The organism is Caulobacter sp. NIBR1757, assembly GCF_027912495.1.
In the GTDB taxonomy this organism is placed as follows: Bacteria; Pseudomonadota; Alphaproteobacteria; order Caulobacterales; family Caulobacteraceae; genus Caulobacter.
Genome location: NZ_CP115463.1, coordinates 2,497,019 through 2,509,714, shown reverse-complemented (window position 1 = coordinate 2,509,714; position 12,696 = coordinate 2,497,019). Strand labels below are relative to the sequence as shown.

General features: G+C 68.4%; 11 protein-coding genes. 5 read left to right on the top strand and 6 right to left on the bottom strand.

The window, feature by feature from the left end; genetic code table 11:
• The first annotated feature begins 99 nt into the window (after positions 1 to 99).
• Positions 100 to 438: a hypothetical protein gene (locus O5I81_RS12365; RefSeq protein ID WP_271065187.1), complete on the top strand. Its 339-nt coding sequence runs from the start codon at positions 100 to 102 to the stop codon at positions 436 to 438.
• A 217-nt stretch (positions 439 to 655) separates the two neighbouring features.
• Here O5I81_RS12365 and O5I81_RS12360 read toward each other — a convergent pair whose 3' ends face one another.
• Positions 656 to 2,374, bottom strand: coding sequence for a DEAD/DEAH box helicase (locus tag O5I81_RS12360; protein ID WP_271065186.1), 1,719 nt, complete (start codon positions 2,372 to 2,374; stop codon positions 656 to 658).
• Between the two features lie 187 nt (positions 2,375 to 2,561).
• On the opposite strand from O5I81_RS12360, the gene O5I81_RS12355 reads away from it, so the two are divergent.
• The 3 genes from O5I81_RS12355 to O5I81_RS12345 all read left to right on the top strand — a co-directional run bounded on the left by O5I81_RS12355 (position 2,562) and on the right by O5I81_RS12345 (position 4,600).
• Positions 2,562 to 2,930, top strand: a complete 369-nt coding sequence (locus O5I81_RS12355; RefSeq protein WP_271065185.1) for a hypothetical protein — start codon at positions 2,562 to 2,564, stop codon at positions 2,928 to 2,930.
• An 88-nt stretch (positions 2,931 to 3,018) separates the two neighbouring features.
• Positions 3,019 to 4,371: a hypothetical protein gene (locus tag O5I81_RS12350; RefSeq protein ID WP_271065184.1), complete on the top strand. Its 1,353-nt coding sequence runs from the start codon at positions 3,019 to 3,021 to the stop codon at positions 4,369 to 4,371.
• A gap of 10 nt (positions 4,372 to 4,381) precedes the next feature.
• Positions 4,382 to 4,600 carry a hypothetical protein gene (locus O5I81_RS12345; RefSeq protein WP_271065183.1) on the top strand — a complete coding sequence of 73 codons (219 nt, stop codon included), beginning with the start codon at positions 4,382 to 4,384 and terminating at the stop codon, positions 4,598 to 4,600.
• Here O5I81_RS12345 and O5I81_RS12340 read toward each other — a convergent pair.
• The 5 genes from O5I81_RS12340 to O5I81_RS12320 form a co-directional block, all read right to left on the bottom strand.
• On the bottom strand, positions 4,575 to 5,288 hold the full coding sequence (locus tag O5I81_RS12340) for a sterol desaturase family protein (RefSeq protein ID WP_271065182.1): 714 nt from the start codon (positions 5,286 to 5,288) through the stop codon (positions 4,575 to 4,577). The genes O5I81_RS12345 and O5I81_RS12340 overlap by 26 nt on opposite strands.
• 336 nt (positions 5,289 to 5,624) lie before the next feature.
• Positions 5,625 to 7,043 (bottom strand): alpha,alpha-trehalose-phosphate synthase (UDP-forming), encoded by a 1,419-nt coding sequence (gene otsA, locus O5I81_RS12335; RefSeq protein WP_271065181.1) that lies wholly within the window; start codon positions 7,041 to 7,043, stop codon positions 5,625 to 5,627.
• Positions 7,040 to 7,837, bottom strand: a complete 798-nt coding sequence (gene otsB, locus O5I81_RS12330; protein WP_271065180.1) for a trehalose-phosphatase — start codon at positions 7,835 to 7,837, stop codon at positions 7,040 to 7,042. Before otsB ends, otsA begins: the two co-directional genes overlap by 4 nt.
• A gap of 215 nt (positions 7,838 to 8,052) precedes the next feature.
• A complete protein-coding gene (parE, locus tag O5I81_RS12325; RefSeq protein ID WP_271065179.1) occupies positions 8,053 to 10,110 on the bottom strand; it encodes a DNA topoisomerase IV subunit B in 2,058 nt (685 codons plus the stop codon).
• 215 nt (positions 10,111 to 10,325) lie between these two features.
• A complete protein-coding gene (locus O5I81_RS12320; protein WP_271065178.1) occupies positions 10,326 to 11,072 on the bottom strand; it encodes a VOC family protein in 747 nt (248 codons plus the stop codon).
• Between the two features lie 149 nt (positions 11,073 to 11,221).
• On the opposite strand from O5I81_RS12320, the gene O5I81_RS12315 reads away from it, so the two are divergent.
• Positions 11,222 to 12,664, top strand: coding sequence for a beta-lactamase family protein (locus tag O5I81_RS12315; RefSeq protein WP_271065177.1), 1,443 nt, complete (start codon positions 11,222 to 11,224; stop codon positions 12,662 to 12,664).
• The last annotated feature ends 32 nt before the right edge of the window (positions 12,665 to 12,696 follow it).

Genomic DNA, 12,696 nt, shown 5'->3' with positions numbered 1-12,696 from the left:
TTACGGCATAGAGCCGCAGCGTCGCGCCCTTTCAGCGCCGCTATTCCTACCTACATTATAGGGGTCGCGACTGGTCGCGACTCGAAACGGAGAATGCTCATGCGCGCCCCCATCCTGGGCGGGCTGATCCTGGCGACCCTGACCGGTTTCTCGGTCCAGGCCCAGGGGACTGTCGACTTCCGCGCGCAGGCGCGATGCCTTGCCGTCTATGAAGCGGCCGCCAGCGCGGTCGAGCAGGGCGGCGGCGACAAGGCCCTCGTCAAGAGCTTCGACCGTAACCGCGAACGCACCGCCCTGGCCCTCGCCGCCCGCCGTGACCTGCCGGCCGGGACCAACCCGGCGGCGATCCAGTCGGCCGAAGCCGACAAGCTGGACGGCATGAACAAGGACGCCTTGGTCAACGAGGCGAAGGCCTGCGACAAGACACTGGGCTACTAGGCAGGCAGCCAAGGGCCACGAAATGCGAACGCCCGTCTGCAGAGATGCAGGCGGGCGTTTCATTGGGGACGTGATCGCCGCGCAAGGGCGGCGCCGGTTGTGACCAATGCGGCTGGGGCGGCGTTCATGTCCCCGGCCGGCGCAGACCGGGGACATGAACGCCGCTTCAACCGTTTGAGCGAACGGATCGCCGCGTTTGCGCGGCGATCACGTCCCCTCAGTCGTCTTTCGACGGGGCCACGGTCGGCACCGGGCGGGCCAGGAAGGCGGGGAGTTCGTTGCCGAAGCCGACGACGCGACGGTCGTCGTCGTCGCGGGGCGTCGGGGCGCGGACGCCGCGCACCGGGTCGGGGCGGCGCTCGGGACGGGCAGGGCGCTCGTCACGCTCGGGACGCTCTTCACGGGCGGCGCGGTCCTCGCGGGCCGGGCGTTCGTCACGGACCGGGCGCTCTTCACGGGCTTCGACCGGTGCAGCTTCGCGGCGCGCCTCGTCACGCGGCTTGCGGTCGCGACCACGGCCGCCACGTTCGCGGCGCGGACGCTCCTCGCGCTCGACCGGAGCGGTTTCCTCGGCGGTGAACACCGGCTCGGTGCTGGCCCGTTGCGGGCGGTCTTCGCGCGGGGCGCGTTCCGGACGTTCGGCCGGGGCGCTGATCGCGTCCATGCCGACCATCGAGGTTTCCGATTCCGGACGGCCGCGGCTGAACTCGCGCTTGCGCTCGCGGCCCCGGTCGCCGCCGCGCGAACCCCCGCGTTCCTTGTCAATTTCCTTGCGGCGGGCGTCCTTGTCCTTGGCGGCGGCCCAGTCGAGGTCGAGGACGACTTCGTTCGGCATCTTGCCGGTCAGCTTGAGGACCTTGTCGAGGTTCTTGTCGTCCGCCGGGGTGACGATCATGTAGGTCTCGCCCAGCTTGCCGGCCCGGCCGGTGCGGCCGATGCGGTGGACGTAGTCGTCGGCATGGTGCGGGACGTCGTAGTTGAAGACGTGGCTGACGTCGGGGATGTCGAGGCCGCGCGCGGCGACGTCGGAGGCCACCAGCAGCTTGAGCTCGCCCTTGCGGAAGCGCTCCAGCGTCTTCATCCGGGTGCCCTGGTCGAGGTCGCCGTGGATGGGGGCGGCGTCATGGCCGTGGACGGTCAGCGACTTGGCGACGATGTCGACTTCGCTCTTTCGGTTGCAGAAGACGATGCCGTTGCGGACCTCGGCCTTCTCGACCAGCGCCCGCAGGGCCATGCGCTTGGCGCTCGGCGAGATGACGGGCACGCGCACCAGGTACTGGGTGATGGTCTCGGCGGTGGTGGCGGGACGGGCGACCTCGATGCGGGTCGGGTCCTTGAGGAACTGCTTGGTCAGCCGGGTGATTTCCGGCGGCATGGTGGCGCTGAAGAACAGGGTCTGCTTCTTCGGCGGCGTCATCTTGAAGATGCGTTCGATGTCCGGGATGAAGCCCATGTCGAGCATGCGGTCGGCTTCATCGACCACCAGCGTCTGGACGCCGGTCATCAAGAGCTTGCCGCGTTCGAAATGGTCGAGCAGCCGGCCGGGGGTGGCGATCAGAACGTCGACGCCGCGGTCGAGCTTCATTTCCTGGTCGCCGAAGGAGACGCCGCCGATCAGCAGGGCCCAGGTCAGCTTCTGACCCTTGGCGTACTTCTCGAAGCTCTGGGCGACCTGGTCGGCCAGTTCGCGGGTCGGGCAGATGACCAGGCCGCGCGGCATGCGGGCCTTGGTGCGGCCCGACGCCAGCTTGTCGATCATCGGCAGGGTGAAGGCGGCGGTCTTGCCGGTGCCGGTCTGGGCGATGCCGAGGACATCGCGGCCGGCGAGGGCGACGGGGATGGCCTGTTCCTGGATCGGCGTGGCGACGGTGTAGCCGGCGTCAATCACCGCCTGGAGGGTGAGGGGCGACAGCCCCAGTTCGGAAAATTCGGTCATTATCACTTTGCATGAATTCGAAACCGCCCAGGCTGGGCGAGCGGGCGGCGCGGAATCGCCAGACCTGTCCCGAATGCGGGTCTAGATAGGCGTTATCCCCGCAAAGTCAATGCAAAGCTGGACTTGCGCCAGATTTGGTCTCGGTCCTGGCAAGTCAACCAAAGCTCAATTTGCGCGTTACTGGCGGATGACGAAGTCTCTCATGCTGGCGGCGGCGGTCGTCCTGTTTCCGTTCGCTCCTGTCGCATCCCATGCCGCCTCGCCGATCGAGGCGGCGTTCGGCAACACCATCGTCTCGACCTATCCCAGCGGGCGGTCGACCAGGCTGTGGCTCAAGCGCGACGGGACCTATGAGGGGCAGCGCACCAACGGCAAGCGCACGGCCGGCAGGTGGACGCTGAAGAGCGGCAAGGTCTGTCTGAAGCAGACCCGGCCGGTCGGCATCCCGTTGAGCTTCTGCTCGACGATTCCGGCTGGGAAGGTCGGGCTGACCTGGTCCAGCAAGAGTCCCAAGGGCGAGCCGCTGAACAACCGCCTGGTCGCCGGGCGCGGCTGACGGAAGCACCGCCGGCCCCCAGTTCGTGACAGGGTTGCGTCCTTGCGGCGTTCGTGGTCAAGCTTTTTCCCTCCCGGGGGAGGGCATCATGCTTCGCAAGTCAGTGGTCGGACTGTTGGCCGTGGTGGCGCTCGGTGGCTGCGCCAATCTCACATCGATCCACCGGACCGACAGGATCGACCTGGCGACCAACACGGGCGAAGCGATCCTCATCGACGCCAAGCAGCGGGCCATTCTCACCAGCCTGGTGCCGACGACCCAGACGGTCAACGGAGCGACGGTCACCGTCAATCGGCTGCAGTTCTGCGCCGAGGCGCCGCCGGACGCCTTTGTCGCCATGAGCGTCGGCGGCAGCGGAAACCTCGGCTATGCGGGCAGCGCCAGTCCCGAGGTCCAGGCCGGCGGGGCGCTGGCGATCAGCGAGTCCGGCGCCAGCTTCGAGCGAACCCAGACGGTGAACCTGCTGCGGGAGTCGATGTACCGCACCTGCGAGCGCTACCTGAGCGGGGCGATCAGCCAGGACGAGTTCATCATCCAGGCGGCGCGGGACCAGCGGGCCATGGTCGCCGTGCTGGCCATCGAGCAGTTGACGGGCGTCATGCGTCCGCCCTCGACGGTGATCACCGGCGGCAGCGCCACGGCCATCAATTCCAACCCGGCCGCGCTGCTGGCCGCGGTGCAATCGGCCTCGGCCGACAAGACCGCCAAGGACGCCGCCGTCACCCGCGCCCAGCAGGCCTATACGACGGCCTCGGCGACGGTGACCTGCGATCCGGCCCCCAACCCCATGCCGGCCCCCTCCGATCCGACCTATGCGGCGGTGCAGGCCTGCCTGGCGGCCAACGCCAATCTGCAACAGGCCCAGGCGGCGGCGGCCACGGCGGCCCAGAACCTGACCTGGATCCAGGGGGTGGCGGCGAACCAGAGCTTCAACATGACCGCCGGCTCGGGCACGGGCGCCCAGATCAGCGGCGGCGGCTATTCCCAGCAGGTCGCCGCCGACACCAGCGCCGAGGTCGCGGGCCAGGTGCGCCTGATCGTCGAGAAGGCCCTCGATTTCCCGGAAGTCGAGATGATGTGCATGGTCCAGCTGCGCAAGGACAAGCCGGACCCGGCGCTGACCGCCGTCTGCCTGGATTTCGTCAAGGCCTCGGTGCAGGCGGAGACCGACCGGCTGAAGGCCGAGAGCGCCAGCTACAAGCGCTTCGGAACCACCCTGGCCAGCGATGCCGACCGGCTGAGGGCCTACCTGGCCGCCGGCCCGGGCGGCACGCCGGCCGCCAACTGGCAGGCTCTGCTTGCCAAGTCGGGCATCCTGCAGAACCTCGGGCCCCGCGCCCAGGGCCGCTACACGGCGCCGACCACCCTGTCGGACATCGTCAGCTTCTTCCAGGGCCTGGCGCCCGATCAGCGCAGCGACCTGCTCGGGGTCATCGGTTAGGAGCCGCGGCATGCATCTGAAGATCTTCGCCGGCGCCGACGCCGGGGCCGTCCAGGCCGATTTCGACAACTACCGGGCCGGCCATGTGCTGATCGACCAGCAGAGCTATGCCGACAACGACGACGTCGAATACCGGCTTGGCGCTGAGCTTTTGCCCAAGCGGGCGAGCTTTACCCAGGAAGCGCCCGAGGGGGGCGTGTTCGTCATCGTGGCCCGTTTTTCGAGCTGACAGACCTGGCGTCGACGGGCGCCACGGGCATGACGTCCGTCCCCATCAGCCTGTCCCAGAGGCGGAAGTGCAGGCCGAAGTTGGTCAGCATCCGCCTGTGATGCATGCCGTGGTGGGTGGCGGTGATCAGCCAGCCGCCGACCGGGCCGCGCACGAAGCGTTGCGGCAGGATCTCCACCCCGCAGTGGTTGAGGGTGGCCGTCGCGGTCATGGCGATCAGCAGGAACAGAATCACCCCCACATGGATGGGGATCAGGAAGGTCAGCAGGGGCAGCACCCAGGCGACCAGCGCCGCCTCGGTCAGGTCGAAGGCGAAGCTGGCCCAGGCGGTCGGGGTGTGACTGCGATGGTGGCCGGCGTGGAACCAGCGGAACAGGGTCCGGTGATGCATCAGCCGATGGGCCCAGTAATAGTGGGCGTCCTGGATGAGCAGATAGGCCAGGGCTGAGAGCGGGACCCACCACAGCGGCCAGGCGCTCCAGTCGGTGTAGATCAGGGTGTGGCCCGCCTTCCACTGCTCGACGACGAAAGCCGCAGGCAGGGCGTAGACGGCCGAGGAGGCCAGCGACAGACGGATCTCGTGGCGCACGGCGCCGGGCTGCGGCGTTGGCCGGTCGGGGCGGCGCAGGACCAGGGCGTAGATCAGGCCGGAGGTCAGCAGGTAGCGCGCCGCGATGATCGCGGTCATGGCGGCGAAGGTGATCAGGAAACTGGCCAGGGAGCGGACCTTGGAAGGCGGGTGGTTTGCGCTGTCGAAGCCATTATAGCATATTCGCGCCCCTGAGAGGCGGATAAAAAGCTATAAAAAACAACCCATTATAACCTACCTGAGTGACCGCGCGCCACCCATCGGAGCGCTGTTTTTGTCCTACCTGGCGACCACCCGAAACCTACCCGAGACCACCCCGATTCGGCGGTGTCCGTGGCGCTGAGCCGGATCAGAGGTCGGAAGCGGGCGAATTGGTGATGAATATGTCTAGACATATTCATCATTCGCGCCCGCTGGCCCCGCACGGCCAGGTTTTCAGGGCGCCGTGCCGCCGACCCGGACCATGCGCGGGCAGGGTTTGGGTCGGTCGGCGAGGGCTTCGAGGAAGCCCTGCCACCAGTGGTCGAGGTTTTCGGCGTCGAGGCCGGCCTTCAGCTCGCGCCAGCGCAGCATGCGCTCGGTCAGGTCCATGGTCAGGGCGCGGTGGATGGCCTCGGCCATCTCGTCCCGGTCGTAGGGATTGACGATCAGGGCCGCCTTCATCTGGGCGGCTGCGCCGGCGAAGCGGGAGAGGATGAGGACGCCGGGGTCGGCCGGGTCCTGGGCGGCCACATACTCCTTGGCGACCAGGTTCATGCCATCGCGCAGGGGGGTGATCAGGGCGGCGCGGGCGGCGCGGTAGATGCCGGCCAGCTCGTCCTGGCGATAGCCGGAATTGACGTAGCGCAGGGGCACCCAGTCGAGGGTGCCGTAGTGGCCGTTGATCCGGCCCGCGATGGCGTCCAGCCGGTTGCGCATGTCCTGATAGGCCTCGACCGCGTCGCGGCTGAGGGTGGCGATCTGCAGCATGAAGACCTTCTCGCGGGCCTCCGAATGGTCCTGCAGATACTGTTCGTAGGCGAGGAACCGCTCCTCGATGCCCTTGGAATAGTCGAGACGGTCGACGCCGATGATCATCTGCCGGCCGGCCAGACTCTTTTCGGTGCGCTTCTGAGCGTCGATCGAGGCTTCGGAGGCATTCTCGGAGGCGAAGTCGGCGGTGTGGATGCCGATGGGAAACACGCCAAGCCGGGTCGTGCGGCCGAAGGCCTCGACGACGCCGTCGTCGCCGACCTCGAGGCCCTTCTCGTTGCGCAGGTAGCCGGTGAAGGCCGACAGCCATTCGGCGGTGTGGAAGCCGACCAGGTCGTAGTCGAACAGCTGGGCGACCAGCTTCTCGTGGCTGGGCAGGGTGGTGAACAGCTGCCGCGCCGGCCAGGGGATGTGCAGGAAGAAGCCGATGCGGTTGGTGCAGCCCAGTTTGCGGAGCTCGGCGGCCAGCGGGATCAGGTGGTAGTCATGGATCCAGAGGGTGTCGCCGGGGGCGATCAGGGCCTGCAGGGCTTCGGCGAAGCGTTGGTTCACGCGGGCGTAGCCGGCGGCGTAGGCGCGGCTGAAGTTGGTCAGGTCGAGGCGGTTGTGGAACAGCGGCCACAGCGTGTTGTTGGCATAGCCGTTGTAGTAGTCCTCGACGTCCTGGGGCTCGAGGTCGACCTTGGCGACCGTGACGTCGCCGATGCGGTCGAGGGACAGCTGGCCGGTGTACTGGGGTGTGGTTTCTCCGCTCCAGCCGAACCAGACGCCCTGGTTCTGGCGAAGGGCCGCGGTGATGGCCGCGGACAGCCCGCCGACGGCGCCGCCGCCGACATCGCGCGACAGGCCCACCCGGTTGGAAACGACGACCAGCCGGCTCATGAGGCAAGCTCCGGGAAGGGCAGGTCCGGCGACCGGCGCGTGGCCTCGTCCAGCCAGGCCAGAAGGGCGGCCGGGCTGGCCAGGCGCCAGCGGGCGTGGGAGGGGCGGGGCGGGCCGACCAGGATGGCGTCGCCCCCCAGTCCGATGGCGGCCGCGAAGGCTGTCTCGTCGGTCAGGTCGTCGCCGATCATGATCGGGCGGGCGCCGGCGAAGGGCGCGGTGGCCATGAAGACCTCGAGCGCATCGCCCTTGTTGGGCCCCGGCGTGCGCAGCTCGGCGACCATGCGGCCTTCCTGCAGTTCCAGGTCATGGGTCTTGGCCAGCCGGTGGGCGAGGTCGATGACCGCCGGACCGCATTCGGGCTTGGCGCGGAAGTGCAGCGCGACGGCCGCGCTCTTGCGCTCGACCAGCAGGCCGAACTGGGCCCTGGCCAGGCGCTCCATGGCGGCGGCGGCGTCCTCAAGGCCGGGATGGGCCGGGGTGCTCTGCATGACGCCGCCGGCCAGACGCCGCTCGAGTCCGTGCTGGCCGCCGACGTGAGACACCGATCCGTCGAGGATTCGATCGACTTCGTCGATCTGCCGGCCGCTCAACACCGCAAGGCGGCCGTCGAGCAAGCGGGCCAGGTTGGTGAGGATTCGGCTTCGCTCCGGATCGGCGATGACCAGATCCGGGGTCTCCTCGATGGGCGCGAGGGTCCCATCCAGATCAAGAAACAAGGCGGTGGAAGTCACGTCCAAGGCCGGCGGCGCCTCGGAGGGAACCTCCGGACGGACGTCCTGTATCGTCATCATGCTTACTCATGCCCCTGCACCGAGGCCGGTTTGCACCAGGCCACTCCAGAACAAGGGGCCTAACGCGAAAGCCCGGGCTTGGCTCCCGCCATAAAGCCATTGTGATGTCGGCGTGAGGGGCCAAGTCGCCGAAATGCCGGCGCTGAAAGCAGTTCAGGTCGTCTGTCGAATTCCGAAACCGGTATGCTCGATACAGTGCTTCAGGTATTCAATTCTTACACGTCCAGTTCACCAGCGAACTCGGCGTTCTCCTGAATAAATTTGAAGCGAGCCTCGGGTTTTCTCCCCATCAGGCTTTCGACCAGTTCCTCCACCAGCTCTTCGGCCTTGGGCAGGGTGACCCGCGCCAGGGTGCGCGTGCCCGGGTCCATGGTGGTTTCCTTGAGCTGGCTGGCCATCATTTCGCCCAGGCCCTTGAAGCGGCTGATCTCCGGCTTCTTGCCCTTGAACTCGGTGGCCAGCAGCTCGTCCTTGTGGGCGTCGTCGCGGGCGTAGGTCGACTTGCCGCCGTGGGTGATGCGGTAGAGGGGCGGCAGGGCGAGGTAGAGGGCGCCCGAGCGGATCATCTGCGGCATGGTGCGGTAAAAGAAGGTGATCAGCAGGCTGGCGATGTGGGCGCCGTCGACGTCGGCGTCGGTCATGATGATGATGCGGTCGTAGCGGAGGTCTTCCTCCTTGAACTTGTTGCCCGGCTGGACGCCGAGGGCCAGCATCAGGTCGCTGAGCTCCTTGTTCTGGACGAGCTTCTCGCCGGTCGCCGAGGCGACGTTGAGGATCTTGCCGCGCAGGGGCAGGATCGCCTGGTTCTTGCGGTTGCGGGCCTGTTTGGCCGAGCCGCCGGCGCTGTCGCCCTCGACCAGGAAGATTTCGGAGCCGCCGGCCGCCTCGCCGGAACAGTCGGCCAGCTTGCCGGGCAGGCGCAGCTTGCGGGTCGCCGAAGCGCGGGCGACGTCGCGGTCCTTGCGGCGCTTGAGCCGCTCCTCGGCCCGCTCGATGACGAAATCGAGCAGGGCGCGGGCGACCTTGGGCGAGGCGGTCAGCCAGTGGTCGAAGGGATCCCGCAGGGTGGTCTCGACCAGCTTCTGGGCGTCCGAGGAGCTCAGGCGCTCCTTGGTCTGGCCCTGGAACTCGGGGTTCTTGATGAAGACGCTGATCAGGGCGCCGGCGTTGGCGATGACGTCGTCGGCGGTGATGATCCCGGCCCGCTTCTCGCCGGCCAGTTCGCCATAGGCCTTCAGGCCCCGGGTCAGGGCGGCGCGGAAGCCGCTCTCGTGGGTGCCGCCCTCGGGGGTGGGCACGGTGTTGCAGTAGGACTGCACGAAGCCGTCGGCCTCGCCGAAGCCCTGCGGCGTCCAGGTCACCGCCCATTCGACGGCGCCGGCCTCGCCGGTGCGCTCGATGCGGCCGGTGAAGGCCGCCGGGGTCACGGTGTTGATGCCCGCCGTCCGCTCGGCCAGAAAGTCGGCCAGGCCGTTGGGGAAGTGGAAGGTGGCTTCCGGAAGGGTCTTGTCCTGGATGCGGCTGGGGTCGCAGGACCATTTGATGGTCACGCCGCGGAACAGATAGGCCTTGGAGCGGGCCATCCGGTACAGCCGCGCCGGCTTGAAGGCGACGCCTTCGCCGAAAATGACCGGGTCGGGGATGAACTTGATGGCGGTGCCGCGCTTGCGGCTGGGGGCGATCTGCTCAAGCTTGCCCAGCGGCTTGCCGCGCGAGAACACCTGGCGGTGCTCGAAGCCGTCCTTCCAGACGGTGACCTCGACCCGTTCGGACAGGGCGTTGACGACCGAGACGCCGACCCCGTGCAGGCCGCCGGAGGTCTCGTAGGCCTTGCCGCTGAACTTCCCGCCCGAGTGCAGGACGGTCATGATGACCTCCAGCGCCGACTTGCCCGGATATTTCGGGTGGGCGTCGATCGGGATGCCGCGGCCGTCGTCGCGGACGGTCAGGGCGCCCTCGGCGTCGAGACTGACCTCGATCAGCTTGGCGTGGCCGGCGACGGCCTCGTCCATGCTGTTGTCGAGCACCTCGGCGAACAGGTGGTGCAGGGCCCGCTCGTCGGTGCCGCCGATGTACATGCCCGGGCGCATGCGCACCGGTTCGAGGCCTTCGAGCACCTCGATGCTGCTGGCGTTGTAGTCGCCGCCCTTTGGCGCGATGGCCGGTTTGGGGGTGGCCTTGGGCACCGGCTCGTGCGGCGTCGCCAGCGGCGGCGCGGCCGGCGGGTTCAGGGCGTCATCGAAGAGGGAGGGGAGCGGCTCGGGCTTGGACATTACGCTGGGGAGTCTAGGCGATTCGGGAGGGGACTAATGGGCTGACATGTCGTCGCTGGCAATGGCGTGCCTCCCGTTGCTGTCATCCTCCGACCGCGCAGCGGATCGGGGGACCCATCTGTCCACGTGAACGCCGCCGGGAGTCTTTCCAGAGCCGCCATGGGTCCCCCGGTTGTCGCTTCGCGACCCCGGAGGATGACAGGTGGGGGAGGCAGTCAGATGATGGATTTCAGATACACCCGCGTCCCACACAGCACGACTTCGCCGTCGGCGTCGATCAATCCGCGCTGTCCGGCCCGTGTCCGCGCCGTATCCGGGTCGGGCAGGTCGACGTCGAAGCCGCGCAGGCCTTCGCCGCGCTCGTCGGCCGGCGGGACGAAGCGGATCTCGCCGCCGTCCAGGGCGATGCGCCAGACAGAGCCACTCCGCCCGACCGGCCGGCCCAGAACCTCGCCCCAACGGCCCGCCATCGCCGCCGGGTCTTCCGCCTGCAGCTCGGCCCCGACAATCGCCTGGCCCGGCCGGGCGTTGGCCTCCCAGCCCGGACCGCCCCATTCCCAGCGTTCCCACGGGTCCATCCAGTCGATGGACAGGATCGCGCCGCCGACGTCGCGGGGGTGATAGTGGGTGGCGGCGACGCCGTCGCGGTCGATCTGATCGACGATGCGGGCCCCGGCGGCGGCGGCCGTGGCGCGGGCGGCCGCCAAGTCGCGGACCTGCAGGATGACCATGTAGCCGCCATCGCCGCCGCGCTTGTCGAGCAGGCGGCCGGCGGTCGTTCCCTCCTGCTTGGGCGAGACCACTTCGAGGAAGGTCTGGCCGACGGCCCAGACGCCGTTGCGCAGGCCGTAGTGGCCGACGCCGGGGTCGTCATACGGGTGGCTGACGCCGAGCACGGCCTCGATGTCGGCCGACGCGGCGGCAAGGTCGGCGGCGACGAGGGCGATCTGGCGGAGGCGCATGCGAGTCTGGTCCCTGGTTCACGGGGGCGCGGGCTCATCCTGCCACAGTTTCGGTCAGGCGGATGGACGATCCTTAACTTGCAGCGGGCGGCGGGGCGCTTTCCTTTCGGCGCGGCCCCGCGGGGGTGGAACCTGCTCCTGGAGTGATCATGACCCTCAACCGTCGCAACTTCGCGCTCGGCACGGCCGCCGCGGGTCTGGCCGCCGGAACCGCCCGGGCGGCGTCTGCCGATCCCGCCTCCCTGGCCGACCAGGTGCTGCGCACGGAAATGAAGACCCGCCGGATTCCCGGCCTGCAGGCGGCGGTGGTCAAGGACGGCATTATCGTCTTCCAGCGCGCCCTGGGCATCGCCAACCTGCAATACGGTGTCCCGGTCACCGACCAGACCATCTTCTCGATCAACTCCTGCACCAAGTCGTTCACCGGCGTCGCCATGATGCAGCTGGTGGAGGCCGGACAGGTCAGTCTCGACGCACCCATAGCGACCTATCTGGACGACCTGCCGCCGGCCTGGCGGGCCATCCCGGTGCGGCAGCTGCTCGGCAACGTGAGCGGCCTGCCCAACGCCATCAACAACGCCAGCGGCGAGGCGATCGCGGAAACCGAGGCCGACGTCTGGGCCGCCCTGGCGGCGCGGCCGGTGCTGTTCGCGCCCGGCGAACGCAATCACTACTGCCAGACCAACTACGCCCTGCTGCTGAGGGTCGTCGAAAAGCTGACCGGGCGGCCGTTCCCGGAGGTTATCGCCGAGCGTCAGCTCAAGGTCGCGGGCGCGGCTCACACCGGCTTTGGCGACTCCCGCGACATCATTCCGGGCGCGGCCCAGAACTACCGGATGACCTATCCGGTGAAGCTGGCCCCGGGGGAGCTGGCCAACAACCACCACAGTTTCCCGACCTTCCTGCGGGCCGGCGCCGGCATGAACAGCACGGCCGGGGACATGGCCCGCTGGCTGATCGCGCTGCAATCTCGCCGGTTGCTGAAGGAGCCTGCCAGCCTCAAGTCCCTGTGGACCGCGCAAACCCTCAATGACGGCCAGCCCGGCGAATGGGCGCTGGGCTGGACGCCGCTGGCCCGCAAGCAGCATCCGGCGGTCGGCTGCACCGGGGGCGGCCGCGCGGCCTTCTATGTCTATCCCGACGACGGTGTGGCAGTGGTCATCCTGACCAACCTGGCGGGCGGCACGCCGGAGGACTTCGCCGATCAGCTGGCCCAGCCCTTCATTCCCGGCTTCAGGCTGAACGGCGTGTCGGCGTTGCGGGTGGCGTTGCAGGCGCGCGATTTTCGCGATGTGGCCGGGACCTACGAGGCGCTGAAGCGGGAGCGACCGGACTTCGAGATTTCCGAGATCGACCTCAACAACTGGGCCTACCGTCTGATGCGGACCGAACGGGCCCGGCAGTCGGTGGAGCTGTTCAAGCTGGCGACGGTGATCTTCCCCAGGAGCGGCAACGCCTGGGACAGCCTTGGCGATGGCTACGCCTGGATCGGCGAGAAGGCCCTGTCCATCGCCAGCTATGAGAAATCGCTGGCTCTGGACCCGGGCAACAGCAATGCCGTGGCGCAGTTGAAAAAGCTGCGCGGGGAGTGAAGGCAACCGGCCGGCGTGACCGCCGGCCGGCC